Below are 17786 nucleotides of genomic sequence, written 5' to 3' on the forward strand. Positions count from 1 at the left end.
GTATCAACCTTTTATATGAATTTAAAGAATTTTCCCATTACTATTTTACTTCTTTTCACTCGACAATAGTACTAGAAAAAATCCCGCAGACCTTTTGTCTGCGGGATTTTTCACTGATTGCCATTTTCTCTTTCTTAGGTTGTTTACTTTCAATTGACATTCCAACATAATATACTTAGCATATATTTTAATTAGTAAATATTATAGCGGGCTGTGATTCTATGGTAAATGATAGTCAAACGTATAATTTGGAAATGATTATGAAGGAAATGCTGGAAATACAGCAAAAGTCAAAAATGTTCGTTAACCTGCTCTCTGAAGGAGAGTCTCTCTCCCAAAACCAGCTGATTCTTCTTCTCCAGCTGAAAATCAACGGCGGAATGAAAGCAACAGAAATTGCTGATTTTTTCAATGTCACTCCCGGAGCTATTACATCTATGTGTGACAAGCTGGAGAAATTGAATTTGGTACAGCGGGTAAGGGAAAGCGGCGATCGGCGAGTGGTGAAAATGGTTTTAACGCATCATGGTGAAGTAAAGGTCAATGACGTATTTTTGAAATTCCCGCAAGAAAAATTAACCGATATTGCAAAAGTACTTAAAGAAGTGAATAAGTTAATGAGCACAATTTTTTAAGGATTTCATTAATTGAAATCCTTTTTACTTTATTATTGACAGAATAGCTGGAAAGTATTTTAATTAATATATAGTTTAATAATTAAAATATATATTAATTAAAGTTGGTGGTGTGATTAATGACAAGTAAAAAAAGTCAGAAACTAAACAGTATTACTTTTACCTACGGTAATATTAAAGACCTGGCAGCGGAGTATGAAATTATAAACATTCGCGGCTCTGTGATTTTACATCAGGATATCCACGTAAAGAAAATCTCTTCCCACGGCCACAGCACCTTCCAATCCAACGTCACAGCAGAAGTTTTAAAAAATGCAGGATCCTGTGTCATAAAAAAGAATTGTAACGCAAAAGAAATTGTAAATTCAGGTAATTTAAAAATGAAGAACGGTGAAGCAACATCCATCACCGGCTCAGGAAAGCTGACGGTAAACCAATCGCTGCACACCGAAAAATTGGATTGTCTAGGCATTATTCATGCGACAGAAATCCACGCCAGGCACTTCCAGCTTCAATTATCAGGTGAAAGCAGAATCGAACGGCTGATTACAGATGAAGCGACTATTGAGCGGGAAAAGAAAACTCTATCATTATGGAAGAAAAAGCTCCTCTGTAAATATATCCTGGGAAGAAACCTGCACCTTTCATGTACAAATGCGGAAACAGTTGAAGGGAATATCGTAGAAATCGGAAAGAACTGCAATATAAAAACACTTTATTACAAAGAAAAGTACACCATTTCTCGGGATGCGAAAGTCCAGCAAATCATAAGGAGTGAACAGTAATGACTGTGAAAAAGCTACTGTCTGCCTTTTTTTACTCACTGACCATCCTTGTCTTTTCCGTCCTTTACGCAGGTCTGGTTTTGAGCTCGTTAATAATACTGCTCTCTGGCATATTGCGCACCATCGGTTTTGAGCAAATAAAAATGAATATTTGGTATGGTGTTGAACTCCCCGTAGTTTTAAGCATTCCAGTAGCGCTCCTATTTTCAATCTTTCTCTTCTACTGTTCAAAATACGTGAAACGTTCAATTAAATTTTGCGTCGAGAAAGCTAAGTTTTAAAAACCGATCAGCAAAAAAATTCAACCCTAAAAGGTACCCCACTTGGATGGATGGGGTACCTTTTAGGGTTAAAGCAGTTTTTCGAGAGAGTCGTTTCCTAATATCCATACTTGATACTGTCCGACGGTGGGGTTGACAGAAGCCATCAAAAAAAATAAATTCTAATGATAGAACTTTTTTGATATAGTTTCACGTCTATGAATAGAGACCAGGAGGTGAAGAACGGTGAAGAAAAATTCCATGGAAAAATTGCTCACAGATCTAATATTAGAGAACAAAGAAAAATCTTATAGATTAGCTTTCAGCTATGTCAGGAATGAAGAGGACGCATTGGATGTGATTCAGGAATCCATCTACAAAGCTTTAAAAAAGGTACATACCCTGGATAATCCCCAGGCCTTAAAAAGCTGGTTCTTACGGATCGTTGTGAACACTTCACTCGATTTATTGCGCAAACGGAAAAAGGAAGTCATTGTTGACGATGATACTTTAGAATTTGTCAGTCCCAATAGCAATGATACGTATGAAGATGTTGATTTAAAAAAACAGCTCAATGAGCTGCCGCTTAAGTACCGAACTGTCATCATTCTTAAATTTTTTGAAGACTTGAAGCTTCGGGAAATAGCAGAGATCTTACAGGAGAGCGAAAGCACGATTAAATCACGCTTATATAGAGGTCTTAAAATGATGCAAGTGCAAATGAGTCATGACTTTATTGAGGAGGAGGTCAAATAAATGGATGATAGACTCGAAGAATTAAAAAAAGACTATAATAATATCCCCATACCTAAAGAATTAGACTATATCGTAAGAAAGGCTTTAAAACAAAAGCCCAGAAAGCGCAATCGTGCGAAATTGACTACCGGATTGGCTGCAGCTGCCGTTATCTTTGTGGGAGGGTTAAATGTAAGCCCTGCGTTCGCCCGGTCTGTAGCTGAAGTTCCGGGCCTTGAGAACATTGTGAATGTATTGACCTTTACAGAATATAAAGTAGATGAAGACACCTACCAGGCTGATATCAAAGTGCCTGCTATTGATAACCTGGATAATAAAGAGCTCCAGGCAACCTTGAATACTAAATACCTTGAAGAAAGCAAGGCTCTCTATAAGGATTTCACGAAGGATATGGAAGAGCTGAAAAAAGACGGAAATGACGGTCATATGGGCGTTGACAGCGGCTATGAAGTGAAAACGGATAATGAACAAATCCTATCCATCGGGCGTTATGTTGTCAATACAGTCGGCTCGTCTTCCACCACATTCCAGTTTGATACAATTGATAAACAAAAGGAGCTACTGATCACTTTGCCAAGCTTGTTTAAGAACAAAGCCTATGTCGATGTGATCAGCGAAGAAATCAAAAAACAAATGATCGCCCAAATGGAGAAAGATCCTGATGATAAGGATTACTGGGTGAAGAATCCCGATAATCCAGAAAACGATCCAATGGATACGTTTGAAAAAATTAAGCCAGAACAAAGTTTCTATATTAATAAAAACCACAAATTAGTCATTGTTTTCGATAAGTATGAAGTCGCTCCTGGTTTCATGGGAGTCGTTGAATTCACGATCCCGACCAAAGTGATGTCAGACATCCTTGTCAGCAAAGAGTATATTAAATAATAATACAGCTGCAGATTGAAGCAGCTGTATAAAGGAGAACAGCCTCTGTTGACAGTTGCTCAACAGAGGCTGTTTTTTATCGTGGATCAGTTTCCTGTCCTGTTTTCAAATCAATGACCTTTACCGGGTTATCAGGAGTCCGGACGGTCTTGCTGTTCGGCGGGGCACTTTCATTTTCCACCCAGTCCACCAATAACTGAAAGGCTTGGTGGGCATAAGGAAGCAACGGCTGGAGCTCCTTTTCCCTGTCTGTTGAAGGGCTCCAGACGAGACTGTCTACATGATTCCCTTTTTCAACCGTGTAAAGGCGGTGAAGCTTCTGTTTTCCCGCTTTTTGAACAAGCTTCCGATAGCCTTCCGCATGGATTTCAGGGAATATAAGCGCGTCAAGCGAACCAGTGATACTGATCAGCGGCACATCGATATCGCCAGTATTCGAGATGGCTTTTATCTTGTCTTTGACGGTTTTAGGCCTTGTTGCATACTTATAGTTTTTGAATATATGGTCATAGGAGCGGTCTCTTGTCCCGTTGATAAAGTTCAGGTAATCAGGCCACCCGATCCGTCCCGGCGCCTCCGGGTCAAAATGGTCCCGGTAAATATTAAGGGTAACAAACCAATACACCTGGTCGTGATAGGACCATAACTTTTCTGAACCTTTTGGCAAACCTGCTTTATACATTTCCTTTATCGCTTTTTCCTTGGCTTTCCCTGTTCCATTAATCGCAGGTTCCGCATGGTTGACAACTTTGGTCAGGGAACTAATCATATTTGGCGTTTTTTCATTCCAGAGAACACCCTCCCAATCTACTCCGCCGTCAAACAAACGAGTCTCTCCCGTTTTTTCTGGATCATCGTTTTCCAGTGCGAAGCGGACTACATATCCCCCGTTGGAAATTCCCATTGCGTATGTAGGTACCCTATGGTCTGTTTTAACCAGATCACTTGCAGGATTGGAAGCATCTCCCGAATAGATCAGCTTGTCCCCGAACTGTTGGACCAAATAGGCCTGGGCAGCCTTCGTAATTTGGCGGAACCGCATATTCCATTCGGCGACGCTGTCGTCTTTACTCGCAAGCGCATTTTTCACCTTTCCCAGCGGATCGGAGGGCACGATTTCACCTTGTGTCCCTTTATCGGTTGCAGCAAAGGCATACCCCTTTTCAAGCACAAAGTCGCTGAATAAAAGGTCGGTTGCCGTTTCATTCCTTGTCGCCGGAATACCGGATACAACGAGTTTCCCATTCCAATCGTCCGGAACACGGATAACAAACTGGGCATCATCAAAAGCCCCGTTCACTTGCGTCCCTTTTATCTGTGCCGGCTTGTACATCCTGTGCCAGCCCGTCCCTTCCGTTGCATTTCCCCACTGATAAGGGACCAGGCCGATATTACCGTAAAGCGTCGCCTGGGAGAATTGCGCAGGATTTTTCGTTGTCAGCCAATTTTGATTCTCCCCGTTAAAATAAGTAACCTTCATAGAATGAGCGCCAGGTATCAACTGTTCAGTCTCGCTTGCCCTGACCTGATGCGAATCACTAAATGGGGCAAAACTGAACAACACAGAAGAGGATAGAGCAATTGCCAGCATTTTCAATTTCAGAACAAACACCCTCCTTCGTCATCAATCCCCTTTATTTTATTTAAGGCAGGATCGAAAATTAATATGAAAAAAGCAATGCAGAAATCGGCTCTTTACGGATTCATACTGGAGATAGCCATTTCTATACGCCTATACTACAATCTATTAACCAGTCTTCGACTACGTCGTCCTCATACTGCGTTTGGGCGTTTGGGGAATGTTCATTGGTCTATTCGTTGGCTAGAGAATATCCGAATCATACACCACCGAGGAAAAAATCAACTGCAAAAAACAAACCATATTGAACTCTTTGTGGCAGTATTACTGCTTTTCATTAGTTTAGTCTTTTTGAAAACAGCAAAAAATTTACACTTCCCCTGGTCTTTTAAAAACCCCTGTTTATCGAAGAACAGGGGTTTTTGACATAGTAAATATTCGCTTCGGAATCAGTGGATTCCGGTACTGTCCGCAAGACGGCTAAGAAAATTCCACCCTGCCAATTAAAGACGAAACAATAAGCCAGACAGGACTTGTTCCATTGTCATTGAACAAAAGCGATCATTGTTAGATAGAAGGCAGTTATTGAAAACTCATATCCAATAACTACCTATACGTTTTGTGTAGTACCTATTTCTATCCTGCATCTTGTATTTCAAAATATATTGATTCTATTCCATCTTCAACAAATGTCTCAATTTTTTCAAATCCAGTCTTCTCTAAAAGCCCTATCGATCCGTGATTATTGGAGTATGTGAACGCTCCAATTTTTTCTATATCATACTTATTAAATACTTCTTTGAGAAAAACCTTTACAGCTACTGTGGCTATCCCTTTACCCCACAGCGCTTTCTCAAAAATGACAGCACTTAGCATCGCCATTTTTTCATTACTTTCGTCTATCCCATAACACCAAATATCCCCAACATATCTGCCTTCAAAATATATTACTTTGCCGTAACTCGAGGCATCTTCCTTCAAGGATTCTTCAAATAAGATGAATGCTTGTTCCATAGACTCAATGCTAAAAGGAAATAACCTTTTTATTTCTTCATCTTGAGTCCTTTCCCAAAAGAGCTGAACATGATCCCTCATTCTTGTCTTTAGCATCAGGTCCATAAAAATCTTCCTTCCAAAAGCACTGTAACTCTGCTTGCTGGCTGCTTGCATTTTTTATTACACCCTACACTAACAGCCAGTCTTTCCACCCCATTCTTGCTTAAGACCTTATTATTTGATCTGCTGAAGCTTCTTCAGCAGGTCGTCAAGGCACTCGAATTGTGAGGCGAATCCCTGGACAACGCCCATGTTCATCACTTGCTGAAGAGTTTCGGGTGACGTAAATTGAGAGCGCGTGATGAGATTCGTCTTGCCTTCATGTTCAGCGAAATTCATCGTTACCAGTATCTCCGGCATTCCATCGACAGCGTTACCTTCCTTGTCTGCAAACGTATCGGTAAAGACAATCTTCTCGGGCACAATGATCTCATGATAGACAGCTTTACCCCAGGATTCCTGGCCATAAAATTCTCCCTGGTTTTCATCTGTGCAACGCATGCAATAATGCCATATACCTTCTGGCTGAAACTTAAACTTGAGGTTCTCTGTTTGCCACCCTTTTGGTCCCCACCAGTCTGCCAATTGTTCGGGCTCCGAAAATGCCTTAAATACAAGACTCCGGGGCGCGTTAAAGATTCGCTCCATGACAAGAACCCGACCTTCTACGTTCACCGTTATACCGTTTGCTGCTTGTTTTTCGGACATTTTAATTCCCTCCGCCATTATTCATAATATTTCGTTATTAATTTTCCGTAATATACTTTTTCGTCAGCATATCAATCTTTTCCTTTTTAATTTAAGTAATAAATGGACTAATGATTAACTTTTCATTCCATACACTTGATCAGACAGATCATGTCCTTTCATTTATTTATTTAAAAATTAAGTTATTTGACACAAAGCCTTCACAGTTAAAAAAGAAATTAATTCTGGACATCCTCTTCTTGAGAGAGTAATATGAAGTTAAGTTCACGTGAAACAAACTTCATATGCCGTATGACAGGAGTGATTTTTTTGAAGAATAGATTTTTACAGCTTTATCTATGTTCCTTAGCCATGATAATAATGGGGGGGGTTGAAATAAATTTCGATTACATAAAAGCTAATAATACAGAAGGAATCTACTCTGCTACTTTAAAGTTAGTCATTGGAGCAATGCTTTTAGTTTTCGCTATCACTTCCCACATTAAATTTAATGCTAATCGAAAACAGCTAGAAAGAGAGCTCTCAAAAGAATATGATGAACGAGATGATCTAATAGAAGGAAAAGCTTCACACTTTACCATGAGTATCTTAATGATTGTGACCTTCCTTATCATGTTTCTTTTAAATTGGATTTCCATCCAGACAAATACTGCTCTATTTTCCATTATTATAATGAGTATGGTTACATACCCGTTAGCGAAAAAATATTATAATCACTTTCTTTAATTAGGAGTATTCTATGAAAAACAGAATTAAAGAATTGCGTTTGGATATTGGAATGACACAACAGGAGCTAGCTGATAAAGTATGTGTATCTTCAAGAACAATCATCTCTTTGGAAAAACAAAAATATAATCCATCTGTTTTATTAGCATATAAAATATCTTTAGTTTTTAACTTGCCGATTGAAAAGGTCTTTATCTTTGAAGAAGAAGATCGATGATCACAATGATATACAAATATAATTATTGAGAAGGATTCAATATTATATAAATAAAATACTTATAAAAATGGGGTAATCTCTAATGATTCTTAAACTATTATTTATTCTTTTTGGTGTAGCCTTGGTATTTTGGGGGGTATATAGAATGAAAACGGATGAGGCCTTTATAGGAAAAACCCAAAAAAGAAGAAACATTTTTAATTTCTTCTTATTAGGACAGGCTTCAGGACTCGGACAATTTTTAAGTGGAATCTTGTGTATCATTATAGGAATTGTATCTTTTATCATTAAGTAATTTGTAGTTTAAAGCAAGGGCTGATGGAACCCCATCAGCCCTTTTTGTTATTTTCCACATTCACGTTTAATTGCAAGGAGGGAGGGATCTTTGAACTCTTCCTGTTTTTCTAAAATACCTTCCTCTTTTCTCACTCAGCACAGCATTCCTTATTGAAGGAAAAACCATTTTCGCCTGACTTTTTTTCGAATGTTGATATGTTGGGCTTGGAGGACATTTTAGCCATGTTTTTTCGCACAATCTTTATTCGCACTGTTGATAAGCTGTGGATAAGTATATTTTGATTTTTGCTATTTTTTTACCGATACCGTAAATGGTTTTAATTTTTTAGCAGGTCCAACCATGCTCGAAAAAATTGTAGTATTGTATGTCAAGCTTAAAGCCTTCTGTGCTTCTTCTCCGTTAACGTTGAATTCGGAAAAGAATAAAATAGCAAACGATGTAAATAGTATTACAAGCCCGATAATTGCAAGGATCAAGGCACTTTATGATCCAAGCAGTAGCACTCCTTTGCTTATAAAATAATGATTGTAATGGCGCACTGTTTTATTCGACTTAATAACGTTACAGCAAAATCTGAAAAAGTGTTATTGCGTTCTATTTAACCTAAAATCTTCATCGCTTCAAATAAACCATAGATGAAGGGAATCACCGTAAAATACAAACCAATTAAAACTGGACTTTGTAAATAAGCAAACTCCGGATACCTCTCACCTGTGTATTCTGCCAGTGACGGCAAAGCGAAGATACACAGCTAATCACTATAATGCCAATGGTAAAGCAGATACTTTCAATAAGACTGTTGTCCTTTGTTCCATAAAGCATCTCATTATTTATCAGTATCTGTATCCTATAGGTTTATATATCGGGATTCTCACTACCTCGTGTTGTAGGTCAGGTACCTAACAAGGAAACTTCATTAAAAGTTAACAAATAATTTGTAAATCCAATGGAGATAAAGGAAGGATTTGCTAAACTTAAGATATATTAATCTACAGGGGTGAAATCAATGGGTAAAATGACAGGGAAGGTTGCGGTTGTAACTGGTGCAGCGATGGGAAATGGCTTTGGTATTGCTAAAGTATTGGCCAAGCATGGAGCAAAGCTTGCATTGCTGGATATTTCGGAGAAGGTTTTTGAAGCTGCTGAAGAATTGAAACAAAACGGTCATGAAGCAATGGCGGTTGTGACAGACATTGCGAATATGGCTCAAGTGAAAACAGCAATTGAAGAAGTTATTGAAACCTATGGACAGATTGATACCCTCGTGAACAATGCAGGCGTAGTAAGATTAGCAAACTTCTTAGACATGGAAGATTCAGTGCGGGATTTTCAATTTAACATTAATATCGTTGGCACATGGAATGTAACGAAAGCGGCTCTTCCGCATATGGTGCAACGTTCCCAAGGGCGAATCGTCAATTTATCTTCCGTTACAGGTACGATGGTAGCGGACGAAGGAGAAACGGCTTATGCAACGACAAAGGCTGCTGTACTAGGCTTTACGAAATCACTGGCCCGGGAAGTGGCCCAGCATTCAATCACCGTAAATGCAGTTCTGCCAGGCTATATACATACGCCGATGGCGGAGCAAATCGCTCAGGAATCCAGCCCTGACAACCCGCAGTCCGTCATCGATGGGATTGCGGGCGGGGTTCCGCTCGGAAGGCTGGGCAAAATCGAGGAAGTCGGCGAACTGGTGGCGTTCCTTGCCTCCAACGAATCAAGCTACATCACCGGGACGCAAATTGTCATTGACGGAGGAAGCACATTGCCTGAAACTGTATCCGTTGGTGTATGATTCTCTCATATTTTATGCGATAGTTCTCAGCCCCTTCGTACTTTGTGTACAGAGGGGCTGATTATTTTAGTGGTTACATTATTTTCTCCATTCGTTTTGCCTCTTCAAAATGGGATTATTCCACGTTTGGGGAATACCCCTGTCATGGATTGATAAAGCGAGGATTACTTTTTTATAAAATTCTTTACATTACATAGCCAGATTAAATGATCAGAACCTGGTCCCCAATAGTCCTTTGCCACTTTGTATGGTTCTCCGAATTTCCTTAGCCATCTTTTTTGAGCAAGTTTATAGCCACTGTCCAAACAAAATTGTTCAATATCCTGTTTATAAAGGTGCTCGACCATAGCATTGATCAGCGCTGATCCAATCCCTTGGCCTTGATGGTCTGGTAATATGTATAAACTGCCGAGTTCACCAACATGTTGGAGTTGATTGTCCGTGCAATCCCTTGTCTCTTCGCCACATGCTCCAAAGGATATCGTACCTACGACCGTCTCACCCAGCTTTGCAACTAAGAAATGGGTACCCGAATCAGGCAGGTCCAGTGAGTCGTTAAGCAAATTCTTTTTATGCAAGATTTCTCTTTGAATATCTTCTTTTAAAAATCCTATCTCATCTTTTTTAAACGCATCGGGAATCGATGTTTTAAAGACCTGATAGGCTGATTTCATGTCTGTCCGGGTAAGATCACTTATTATCAAATCATGAATCATTGTATGAGAAGCTCCTCTCATTCTAGATACTTGTGTCTGCAGTCCTGTTGATTATTTTTATTACGTTTTTCCAGGGTAATCAGTAATTTCCTGAACAATAGTTTCTTCAGTTAAAACTGTAACGCCCTAAGATAGAAATACTTGTTGATCATATTAATTATTTATCTTCATTTCTATAAGGATGTAATACTTCGACAATCCATTTGCGAAACATGGCGTATGCTTCCTGATTCGTTCCCGCACTGCCGATATATCCGCCTTTGACTTTTTCATAGTAATAGCCCTTATAAAGAAACAGCTTTTGAATTTCAATCTCTGCATCAAATTCCTCAAAGAATAAGTCCATGGAACCATCCTGCCTTTCCCAAGCAATCCCTTCCATAAAGGGTGTCGACTCATCCTTCCAGTTATCAACATGCAAATGATTCCCTGTATAATTGACTGTATGGAAATATTCTCTTTCATTCATTCGTATGCACCTCTCGCAATTGCTGCAATAGTGTTTATGGAAATTCTACCTTTTTTTTCAAAAATAGAAAAGAAAATAGATATATCCAAGTGGACTGCCCTATCCCGCTGCTCTATCCCTTACTTTAGAAAAGAAAATAAACCACCACAGGAATAAAAAAGAAATACCCAAAAGAATAAACACAGCCCAAACAGAACCCTCTTGTAAACAGCTCACCAAATATTCAAGTTCATCCGTTCCTTCCCCCCTGCCAATACTGTTTATGAATCCCACGACCGGGACAGATAAACAAATAACGATGGCCACAACTGACATAAGCACCATTCTTTTTCTTAAAACACTAAATATCGAGGCACCTAATGTTATTAGTAAAAAGGTGTAATAGATTGCCCATATCCAGCCAGGAAGAGTCTCCCAATGCATGACGACACCACCTCAGTTGCTAAAAGTAAGGAAAATGTTACCCTCTAAAGCAATAGCATTTTCACTTCTTTTCCCAAACCTATTCTTAATCTATTCTCTAAATATGCAGTTGTTTTCTATGGTGTTATTTGATATTATAAGTGTAAATTTACACTTAAAAGGGAGGGATTCCTATGAAAACAATGATCAACATCTTGATAATCGGTTTATATTGCTTTCCATTTGCTTATTTTTCAATGTACCAGGACTTTGCTAATTACTCAATGCTTGGCTACTTACTAATGATTACAGCGACTTCGGTTCTTGCTTTCATCTGCAGGTTCTTTAACAACTCATTTCCGCTCCTTATCGGTAATATACTATCTGGAATAATTTCATTTTATTTCACTGGTGAAATGTCGGGAAACGAACGTTGGGGTGGCTATTTTAAGCCATTTTCGGATTATCAGCTACTCGTTTTTGTTATTTTATTTAACATCATTCCGCAATGTATTGTCTATAAAATAACAGGAAGATTTAAAAAGTGATTCATGGTTTAATTACATATGCCTAATTTCTGTAAAAAAATTATTTTGAAGGTTATCTACCTTACTTTTTTTATTTTAACTGCTGTTAGCGCCGGGACAAAGAATTAGCAAAATATGAATACCAATTCGTAAATACTCTGCCAAAATTGAAGACGGCAGGGTTTTCTTTGAAAAGAGAAAATCCCAGGATAAAATTTATGAAACTCATCATTACAACCTCGCCAATCCGCTTGAGAAAACAAAAAAGACAACTACCCTGAGGGTTAGCTGCCTGCGAAGAGCCTTCGTTTTCTTTTTTCCAAAATCATTCTTTAACTCTTTCTATCACTCAGATGGTACCATCACGGTTAAGTTCAAAAAGAAGCTCAGGAGATGTCCCCCTCTTTTTTGATGAGCACCTATCCCCTATATTTTATCGCCAATCCTTTTAAGAAGTTTCTAGCGTATTTATCACCGCACTCTTTATAATTCTTATGTCCTTCTTTTCTTAAAATTGCACTTAATTCTCCTTTAGTTACAGTGATTCCTGCTTTGTTGAATATATCAAGCATATCCTCACTTGTTAAGGCTAGTGCTATTTTCAGTTTCTTTAGAAGGATATTATTAATACTTTCTTTTGACCGGGCTGGACTATCAGGCTGTCCTGGCTTGGGATCTTGTTTTCCTCTTTTAAAAATAATGTAGCCATTTAAAAAGGACTCTAACTTAACATTATTGCAGTTTATATAATCCTCATCGTCGTCAGCCTCATGATCGTAACTGTCTTTCGGTTTTTTGAGCATCTTCAGCACTTCTTCTTTTGTTACTTCAACGCCGCCAAGTTTAAATATCTCTACCATATCTGTATTTTTAATATCCTGGGCGTATCTTAGCCTAATTAATATATCATTGTTCTCCATCTATAAGCCTCCTATAGCATTACAACTATTTCGTTTCTAAATACTTCTTCCACGCAGTAATACCACCATCTAAAACAACAACATCATACTCCCTTTCAGAAAGAATCGTTGCACACTTTGTGGCAGAATTCCCTGTTGTACAGGTAACGATTATTTCTTTGTCTTTCGGCAAAGATTCAATTGAAGCTTCTTTATCCTCGGCCAGGGTAAAAATGTCTGATTTATTGATGTTTATATTTTCCATACCAGCCTCTTCTATATGAAAGGCTTTATATTTCTCCTCTGCTCTTACATCTAAAAGCACTACTTTTTCCTGACCCTTCATTTTCTCATATAAGCCCTCAGGCGATATCTTTTTTACTGTCAATGTTCTTCCCCTCCGTTAAAAAGCCTAAAAACGCAAGTGCATTATTGCTGCTTCAACTCCATTTTTGCCACTGTTTGACGATGCCCTTATTGTATGTAGTTACAGTTTATTATATCAAATATCAAAGGAGTAGCCTTCCTGCATTTTGAAGACAAGATACTTTATCCTCCAATGAATAAGTGTTTACGAACACCCAAAAAAGAAGCTGGGGAAGAAAGTATGAAAAAATTTTTTCAAAGACTATAATAAATAAAAAGTGATGAATTTTTTAAAACTACTATAAATAAGGGAGAATGAAAATGGCATACTTATTACAAGTAGATTTCAAAATGAATGGACCATTCGGAGATGAAATGGCAGAGGCTTTTTCTGATTTAGCGAAAAGTATTAATGAAGAGGATGGCTTCATATGGAAAATCTGGACGGAAAGTCCCGAAACAAATGAATCCGGTGGAATTTATCTTTTCGAAACAAAAGAAACAGCTGAAAAATATATAGATATGCATTCTAAAAGATTAGCCGGCTTTGGGATAACAGATGTAAACGCAAAGATCTTTGCCACCAATTCTAAACTTACTGAAATTAATAAAGGTCCAGTAAAATAAATAAAAAACCTGTAAAAATCAAATAGAAAGGGAGTAGCTTTATTGCTACTCCCAGTTTGTGGAGAAGGGCTCTTTCCAAAATGGAAGTTTACGTACAATAAAGAACAGGATGTATATTTTTGCCCTAATGGCCAGGAATTAGTTTATCGCACTACAAAAAAAGAAGGTTATCGTGATTATAAGTCGGATCCAAAAGAGGTGTTCTGAATGCCCACTCCTGAAAGAGTGTACGAGATCTAAGAATAAACAAAAAGTGGTAACCCGCCATGTGGGGATTTAATACCAAATGTGGAAACTTACGATACCCTTAGGTTACAGGTTTCACGATTTAAATTGTTTCTTATTCAACAACGGACAGGATTCTTGAGGCGTATATACAAGAGTAATGTGAATGAATTTGTTATGTTGTTACCAACAGACATTACATGTGATTTATGTACAAGTATTAAATTTGATAAATGAGGGATAATCATGTCAGTAGTGAACCTGTTAGCTTCACAGTTAGGTCGAAATGATGAAGAGCCGAATATTGAGTTAGCACATAAGTTGGCTAAAGAAGAAAATCATGCAGCGATAGAAGAAATAATTGAAAACCTCTCTTGCAAGGATAAAAAGATTCAACACGATTGTATTAAGGTAGCGTACGAAATTGGACAAGTTAAACCAGAACTCATAGGCAAGTATGCACTAAATTTTATAGAGTTGCTAAAAAGCCGCAATAACCGTTTGGTGTGGGGCGGAATGACGGCATTATCTACGATTGCTGAGGCAGCATCAGAAACCATTATGGAGCATCTTGATACATTAAAAAGTGCCATGAAAATAGGTTCGGTTATTACCATTGATAAAGGTGTCCTAACTCTTGCGAAGCTAGCAGCCGTCAGTAAGGAAAACAATGATATGATTTTTCCATTCTTACTCCACCACCTTGAGAATTGTAGACCAAAGGAAATTCCTCAGCACTCTGAAAGCACGCTTTTTGCAGTAACAAATGAAAATAAAGAGGAATTTTTGAAAGTGTTACGGAAAAGAGAAAAATATCTAACTGTTCCTCAACTGAAAAGAGTCAAAAAAATTTATAAAACAGTACAAGCTTAATTGAAGCTCAATATGAGGTGATAGTATGAAAGAATATAAAAAATGCCAAAGCTGTGCCATGCCATTAAAGAAAATAGAAGACCGTGGTACGGAAAAGAATTTAGATAAAAGTTTAATGTATTGTAAGCATTGTTATCAGGAAGGAGAATTCATTCAAAAGGACATTTCTGTAAATGAAATGAAACAATTTGTAAAAGATAAATGTATCGAAATGGGGTTTCCGAAGTTTTTGGCAGGAATGTTTGTAAAAAACCTTCATAAATTGGAGAGGTGGAAATAGACATTGCAATTAATATAAGTCTTCAGCTAACAGGTACGTTGAAGACGCCAATAATGCAAAAACAGAATTTCCAATTATATAGAAGTTCTCGGATTGTAGAGTAACCCCCTATTTTTTATTACTGATTTTGAAAATGGGAGTTCTGGAAGTTTTATTGTCTCTCGGACCAATATATAGACATTAACCTAAGACTTAAACCACAATATATTGTAGTGTATTTATTTTAAAAAGCTGTCGAGACTTTCTCGACAGCCTGGGAGTAGCTTTATTGCTACTCCCTTTCTATTCAATCATAATGGCTTTTCTACTAACTTAATTCTAGCTGAACGATGGTAATCACTTCGTCCTCATCAATCGATAAGAATACAGTTGTAGAGTTGATATAAACTGTGAAATTAAAAGGTGTCCATAGTGGTAGCGTTAGTTGGATATTCATTCTTTTATATATTTTTTAACTCTTGCACCCGTTGTTAAACAACGGAGTGGCATTCAACTTGGAACTCAATCAAAATAGACAGGTTCTTGTGGATTGTGTAAATGTTTAAATGCTAATTGAATTTGTGATTCTGTATTTCTTGCGATAGATAATGATGGCAGTTCATTTTCAGCAAAGAACTCAACTGCATTGGTTTCAATGCCTTCTTTTGGTTGACCGCCAATGATTTCACATTGGATAAACATTTTATAAACGTGATATGGAGAAGGAGGATGAGGGTGGCATTTCTTGTCGAGTACACCTATCAATTTTATTGCTTTAACATCAAACCCTGATTCTTCTTTTGCTTCCTTGACCGCAACTTCACTTGGAGTTAATCCAATATCACCCCACCCCCCAGGTAACGACCAATTTCCATCAGTGTTTTCTCGCACCAATAATATTTTATTACCCCTAAATATAACAGCCCTAATATCTACTTTTGGCGTTGCATAACCAGTTTCATTTGCAAAAAGTTCTTTTATTACTTTAGTGTCCACACTTGTTTGCTGTGACAATATTTCAACGCTTATATTTCTTATTAATTCAAATCTTTCTAAGTCATAAACATCTTTAGAATAAGTTAATCCTACCTGAGCAATGGATTGAAGTTGTTTCGCCCATTCTAGCCATTTAGGTTCCAATCTATCTTCACCACCAATTCATTTATACCTAATTTTACAACCCCATAATCAAAAACTAAACTTTCCCATGTTAAACTAAACCGTCTTGTTAGTACAACAAAACAACTCCTTAGTTAATAAACCAATCATTTGCTTTAAGGGAGCATATCATGACAATTATTAGCTAATTGCTGTAACTCCTCCATAAATATACCGGCGTGATATCCATCTCAAACAACATGATGCATTTGTAATGAAATAGGCAACACGTTTTATCATTCTGATTTAAATATTCCCCCCCTGTAATAATGGGTAATAAAAAGTCTTTATCATTATTTATATTTAGGTAACCCATGGAATACTAAAAAGAACGAAGATTACTTATGCCTTGCCGATGGCAACAAAAGGTTTGGCTATGGATTTCAAGAGTGGTTAAATAAATATATTCTTGCTCAAGGCACGGAGTTTTGGTTGTTGGATGCCCGTTATTAAAGGCAAAAGAAAAGACTCCATTGGGGTCTTTTTGTTAACATTTTTAGTCGGACTGGGATTTACCATTACCATAAATCAGTTCTTGTACATAAATATTTTTAATATTATAGTCTTTTTTTAATTCCCTATATTTCTTATAGTTAACCTTATAAATTCTGAAGGAGTGTATTCTTTTGTTTATCAAAATATCTAAAGACCAACAAGAAAAAATGATTCATGATATCCAATATTTCTTTTCCAACGAACGAGATGAAGAACTATCAGAGTTTGCGGCGGAAAGGGTATTGGACTTTATTAAAGAGTCCATTGCACCCCACTTTTATAACGCAGCAATTACAGATGCTAAGATAGTCGTTGAACAGCAAGTATCATCTATTGAGGATGAAATTTTATCCTTAGAACGACCAATCAAACGTTAATAGTCTATGAGGGTGAATAAAAGTACATTATTCACTCTCCTTTTGTTCTAATGTCGCATTTTGGTCTCACTGTCCATTATTTTTCCAGTGTTTCTATTGAACTAATTGTTTAAGTTCAATGATCATTACGGTAGTAAAACCCACAATCAAAATTTAGTTAGTTCCTAAATGTCTCTTAATAAAGTGAACATATATACCCAAAGGAGTCAAAAGTATAAGGTTCCCTCCGACATTTTTAAACTCTATGCCGAATGTTTTATGTGTGAAGCATTTTTAATTGAATCAACCACTGTCATGGGAGGAATCAAATTACACTTATATCGAGGGTCAGAATCCCGAGTGATTCATATTTACTTTTGAAACAACATATCCTCCGTCCCGTTGGTTTTCACACGATAGATGGTGCTATAATCGCTCAACTGGTAGTAAATCCAGTCCCCGTGTATATTTATGTTGTGTACATTTTTTTAAAGAAGTATCATTTTATTTTGCCCATCTTTTGTAGCTTTATATAAATAACCCTGCTTATCATCTTTAATGTAATAGATATAATCGTCTTCTATTACAACGATTATTGTAGAAGGAATTATCAGCCTTTTCTTTTGACCATTATTCTTATCAATTCGGAATAAGCCAGATTCTTCTTGATAATAAAGAAACTGACCATCTACTCCCTCTATACTCATG

The 17786-nt window shown here is 37.4% G+C and carries 26 protein-coding genes and 2 pseudogenes; 16 read left to right on the forward strand and 12 right to left on the reverse strand.

From position 1 onward, the window contains the following. Window positions 1–221 precede the first annotated feature (221 nt). The 5 genes from D1970_RS04910 (at window position 222) to rsiV (ending at window position 3324) form a co-directional block, all read left to right on the forward strand. A complete protein-coding gene (locus D1970_RS04910; protein ID WP_119111773.1) occupies window positions 222–635 on the forward strand; it encodes a MarR family winged helix-turn-helix transcriptional regulator in 414 nt (137 codons plus the stop codon). Window positions 636–754: 119 nt separating this feature from the next. After that, window positions 755–1420: a hypothetical protein gene (locus D1970_RS04915; RefSeq protein ID WP_119111774.1), complete on the forward strand. Its 666-nt coding sequence runs from the start codon at window positions 755–757 to the stop codon at window positions 1418–1420. Continuing rightward, on the forward strand, window positions 1420–1701 hold the full coding sequence (locus D1970_RS04920) for a hypothetical protein (protein ID WP_119111775.1): 282 nt from the start codon (window positions 1420–1422) through the stop codon (window positions 1699–1701). The genes D1970_RS04915 and D1970_RS04920 overlap by 1 nt, the downstream gene beginning before the upstream one ends. Before the next feature lie 240 nt (window positions 1702–1941). After that, window positions 1942–2436, forward strand: coding sequence for an RNA polymerase sigma factor SigV (gene sigV, locus D1970_RS04925; protein ID WP_119111802.1), 495 nt, complete (start codon window positions 1942–1944; stop codon window positions 2434–2436). Next, window positions 2437–3324: an anti-sigma-V factor RsiV gene (gene rsiV, locus D1970_RS04930; protein WP_119111776.1), complete on the forward strand. Its 888-nt coding sequence runs from the start codon at window positions 2437–2439 to the stop codon at window positions 3322–3324. A 76-nt stretch (window positions 3325–3400) separates the two neighbouring features. On the opposite strand, the gene D1970_RS04935 is transcribed toward rsiV, so the two are convergent. The 3 genes from D1970_RS04935 to D1970_RS04945 all read right to left on the reverse strand — a co-directional run bounded on the left by D1970_RS04935 (window position 3401) and on the right by D1970_RS04945 (window position 6667). Further along, on the reverse strand, window positions 3401–4927 hold the full coding sequence (locus tag D1970_RS04935) for an alpha/beta hydrolase (protein WP_119111803.1): 1527 nt from the start codon (window positions 4925–4927) through the stop codon (window positions 3401–3403). 612 nt (window positions 4928–5539) lie between these two features. Then, complete coding sequence (locus tag D1970_RS04940; protein ID WP_119111777.1) at window positions 5540–6073, reverse strand: GNAT family N-acetyltransferase; 534 nt, start codon at window positions 6071–6073, stop codon at window positions 5540–5542. Between the two features lie 60 nt (window positions 6074–6133). Next, window positions 6134–6667, reverse strand: coding sequence for an SRPBCC domain-containing protein (locus D1970_RS04945; RefSeq protein WP_119111778.1), 534 nt, complete (start codon window positions 6665–6667; stop codon window positions 6134–6136). Window positions 6668–6967: 300 nt separating this feature from the next. Between D1970_RS04945 and D1970_RS04950 the strand changes: the two genes are divergently transcribed. The 4 genes from D1970_RS04950 (at window position 6968) to D1970_RS04965 (ending at window position 8430) form a co-directional block, all read left to right on the forward strand. Beyond that, window positions 6968–7393: a DUF2178 domain-containing protein gene (locus D1970_RS04950; protein WP_259339554.1), complete on the forward strand. Its 426-nt coding sequence runs from the start codon at window positions 6968–6970 to the stop codon at window positions 7391–7393. Window positions 7394–7406: 13 nt separating this feature from the next. Further along, window positions 7407–7610: a helix-turn-helix transcriptional regulator gene (locus tag D1970_RS04955; protein WP_119111780.1), complete on the forward strand. Its 204-nt coding sequence runs from the start codon at window positions 7407–7409 to the stop codon at window positions 7608–7610. 82 nt (window positions 7611–7692) lie between these two features. After that, complete coding sequence (locus tag D1970_RS04960; RefSeq protein WP_119111781.1) at window positions 7693–7905, forward strand: hypothetical protein; 213 nt, start codon at window positions 7693–7695, stop codon at window positions 7903–7905. A 342-nt stretch (window positions 7906–8247) separates the two neighbouring features. Beyond that, window positions 8248–8430 (forward strand): hypothetical protein, encoded by a 183-nt coding sequence (locus D1970_RS04965; protein ID WP_119111782.1) that lies wholly within the window; start codon window positions 8248–8250, stop codon window positions 8428–8430. A gap of 76 nt (window positions 8431–8506) precedes the next feature. Here D1970_RS04965 and D1970_RS23345 read toward each other — a convergent pair whose 3' ends face one another. Further along, window positions 8507–8644, reverse strand: coding sequence for a DUF2975 domain-containing protein (locus D1970_RS23345; RefSeq protein ID WP_374978535.1), 138 nt, complete (start codon window positions 8642–8644; stop codon window positions 8507–8509). Window positions 8645–8914: 270 nt separating this feature from the next. On the opposite strand from D1970_RS23345, the gene ucpA reads away from it, so the two are divergent. Continuing rightward, on the forward strand, window positions 8915–9706 hold the full coding sequence (ucpA, locus tag D1970_RS04970) for an SDR family oxidoreductase UcpA (RefSeq protein ID WP_119111783.1): 792 nt from the start codon (window positions 8915–8917) through the stop codon (window positions 9704–9706). 164 nt (window positions 9707–9870) lie between these two features. Here the strand turns inward: ucpA and D1970_RS04975 are convergent, their stop codons facing one another. The 3 genes from D1970_RS04975 to D1970_RS04985 all read right to left on the reverse strand — a co-directional run bounded on the left by D1970_RS04975 (window position 9871) and on the right by D1970_RS04985 (window position 11314). Continuing rightward, window positions 9871–10422 (reverse strand): GNAT family N-acetyltransferase, encoded by a 552-nt coding sequence (locus D1970_RS04975; RefSeq protein ID WP_119111784.1) that lies wholly within the window; start codon window positions 10420–10422, stop codon window positions 9871–9873. A gap of 157 nt (window positions 10423–10579) precedes the next feature. Further along, window positions 10580–10891, reverse strand: a complete 312-nt coding sequence (locus D1970_RS04980; RefSeq protein ID WP_119111785.1) for a hypothetical protein — start codon at window positions 10889–10891, stop codon at window positions 10580–10582. 99 nt (window positions 10892–10990) lie between these two features. Then, window positions 10991–11314, reverse strand: a complete 324-nt coding sequence (locus D1970_RS04985; RefSeq protein WP_119111786.1) for a hypothetical protein — start codon at window positions 11312–11314, stop codon at window positions 10991–10993. A gap of 173 nt (window positions 11315–11487) precedes the next feature. Between D1970_RS04985 and D1970_RS04990 the strand changes: the two genes are divergently transcribed. Then, window positions 11488–11841, forward strand: coding sequence for a hypothetical protein (locus D1970_RS04990; protein ID WP_119111787.1), 354 nt, complete (start codon window positions 11488–11490; stop codon window positions 11839–11841). A gap of 398 nt (window positions 11842–12239) precedes the next feature. Here D1970_RS04990 and D1970_RS04995 read toward each other — a convergent pair whose 3' ends face one another. Both D1970_RS04995 and D1970_RS05000 read right to left on the reverse strand, forming a co-directional pair. Beyond that, window positions 12240–12740, reverse strand: coding sequence for a YehS family protein (locus D1970_RS04995; protein WP_119111788.1), 501 nt, complete (start codon window positions 12738–12740; stop codon window positions 12240–12242). Between the two features lie 25 nt (window positions 12741–12765). Further along, a complete protein-coding gene (locus D1970_RS05000; protein WP_119111789.1) occupies window positions 12766–13107 on the reverse strand; it encodes a rhodanese-like domain-containing protein in 342 nt (113 codons plus the stop codon). Between the two features lie 299 nt (window positions 13108–13406). On the opposite strand from D1970_RS05000, the gene D1970_RS05005 reads away from it, so the two are divergent. From D1970_RS05005 to D1970_RS05015, 4 genes and pseudogenes are all read left to right on the forward strand, one after another. After that, a complete protein-coding gene (locus D1970_RS05005) occupies window positions 13407–13712 on the forward strand; it encodes a monooxygenase (RefSeq protein ID WP_119111790.1) in 306 nt (101 codons plus the stop codon). 63 nt (window positions 13713–13775) lie between these two features. Further along, a pseudogene (locus D1970_RS22775) lies at window positions 13776–13983 on the forward strand (transposase); the annotation flags it as partial. Between the two features lie 200 nt (window positions 13984–14183). Then, window positions 14184–14810: a hypothetical protein gene (locus D1970_RS05010; RefSeq protein WP_119111791.1), complete on the forward strand. Its 627-nt coding sequence runs from the start codon at window positions 14184–14186 to the stop codon at window positions 14808–14810. A 25-nt stretch (window positions 14811–14835) separates the two neighbouring features. Then, a complete protein-coding gene (locus D1970_RS05015; RefSeq protein ID WP_119111792.1) occupies window positions 14836–15090 on the forward strand; it encodes a zinc ribbon domain-containing protein in 255 nt (84 codons plus the stop codon). A gap of 501 nt (window positions 15091–15591) precedes the next feature. Here D1970_RS05015 and D1970_RS05020 read toward each other — a convergent pair. Both D1970_RS05020 and D1970_RS22780 read right to left on the reverse strand, forming a co-directional pair. Next, entirely contained in the window at window positions 15592–16209 is a 618-nt protein-coding gene (locus D1970_RS05020) for an NUDIX hydrolase (RefSeq protein WP_119111793.1), read from the reverse strand. A 134-nt stretch (window positions 16210–16343) separates the two neighbouring features. Continuing rightward, window positions 16344–16534: pseudogene (locus D1970_RS22780) on the reverse strand (CatA-like O-acetyltransferase); the annotation flags it as partial. Window positions 16535–16853: 319 nt separating this feature from the next. Here D1970_RS22780 and D1970_RS05025 point away from each other — a divergent pair. After that, window positions 16854–17099, forward strand: a complete 246-nt coding sequence (locus D1970_RS05025) for a DUF2164 domain-containing protein (protein ID WP_119111794.1) — start codon at window positions 16854–16856, stop codon at window positions 17097–17099. 467 nt (window positions 17100–17566) lie between these two features. On the opposite strand, the gene D1970_RS05030 is transcribed toward D1970_RS05025, so the two are convergent. Beyond that, on the reverse strand, window positions 17567–17786 hold a 220-nt coding region (locus D1970_RS05030; protein WP_119111795.1), incomplete at its 5' end, for a DUF5050 domain-containing protein.

Source organism: Mesobacillus zeae (assembly GCF_003570705.1).
GTDB lineage: Bacteria > Bacillota > Bacilli > Bacillales > Cytobacillaceae > Mesobacillus_C > Mesobacillus_C zeae.

Bases quoted from the DNA above. Each gene is read 5' to 3' on its own strand.
- D1970_RS04910 (WP_119111773.1), top strand. From the start codon at position 222: ATGGTAAATGATAGTCAAACGTATAATTTGGAAATGATTATGAAGGAA.
- D1970_RS04915 (WP_119111774.1), top strand. From the start codon at position 755: ATGACAAGTAAAAAAAGTCAGAAACTAAACAGTATTACTTTTACCTAC.
- D1970_RS04920 (WP_119111775.1), top strand. From the start codon at position 1,420: ATGACTGTGAAAAAGCTACTGTCTGCCTTTTTTTACTCACTGACCATC.
- sigV (WP_119111802.1), top strand. From the start codon at position 1,942: ATGGAAAAATTGCTCACAGATCTAATATTAGAGAACAAAGAAAAATCT.
- rsiV (WP_119111776.1), top strand. From the start codon at position 2,437: ATGGATGATAGACTCGAAGAATTAAAAAAAGACTATAATAATATCCCC.
- D1970_RS04940 (WP_119111777.1), bottom strand. From the start codon at position 6,073: ATGCAAGCAGCCAGCAAGCAGAGTTACAGTGCTTTTGGAAGGAAGATT.
- D1970_RS04945 (WP_119111778.1), bottom strand. From the start codon at position 6,667: ATGTCCGAAAAACAAGCAGCAAACGGTATAACGGTGAACGTAGAAGGT.
- D1970_RS04955 (WP_119111780.1), top strand. From the start codon at position 7,407: ATGAAAAACAGAATTAAAGAATTGCGTTTGGATATTGGAATGACACAA.
- D1970_RS04960 (WP_119111781.1), top strand. From the start codon at position 7,693: ATGATTCTTAAACTATTATTTATTCTTTTTGGTGTAGCCTTGGTATTT.
- D1970_RS04965 (WP_119111782.1), top strand. From the start codon at position 8,248: ATGCTCGAAAAAATTGTAGTATTGTATGTCAAGCTTAAAGCCTTCTGT.
- ucpA (WP_119111783.1), top strand. From the start codon at position 8,915: ATGGGTAAAATGACAGGGAAGGTTGCGGTTGTAACTGGTGCAGCGATG.
- D1970_RS04975 (WP_119111784.1), bottom strand. From the start codon at position 10,422: ATGATTCATGATTTGATAATAAGTGATCTTACCCGGACAGACATGAAA.
- D1970_RS04980 (WP_119111785.1), bottom strand. From the start codon at position 10,891: ATGAATGAAAGAGAATATTTCCATACAGTCAATTATACAGGGAATCAT.
- D1970_RS04985 (WP_119111786.1), bottom strand. From the start codon at position 11,314: ATGCATTGGGAGACTCTTCCTGGCTGGATATGGGCAATCTATTACACC.
- D1970_RS04990 (WP_119111787.1), top strand. From the start codon at position 11,488: ATGAAAACAATGATCAACATCTTGATAATCGGTTTATATTGCTTTCCA.
- D1970_RS04995 (WP_119111788.1), bottom strand. From the start codon at position 12,740: ATGGAGAACAATGATATATTAATTAGGCTAAGATACGCCCAGGATATT.
- D1970_RS05005 (WP_119111790.1), top strand. From the start codon at position 13,407: ATGGCATACTTATTACAAGTAGATTTCAAAATGAATGGACCATTCGGA.
- D1970_RS05010 (WP_119111791.1), top strand. From the start codon at position 14,184: ATGTCAGTAGTGAACCTGTTAGCTTCACAGTTAGGTCGAAATGATGAA.
- D1970_RS05015 (WP_119111792.1), top strand. From the start codon at position 14,836: ATGAAAGAATATAAAAAATGCCAAAGCTGTGCCATGCCATTAAAGAAA.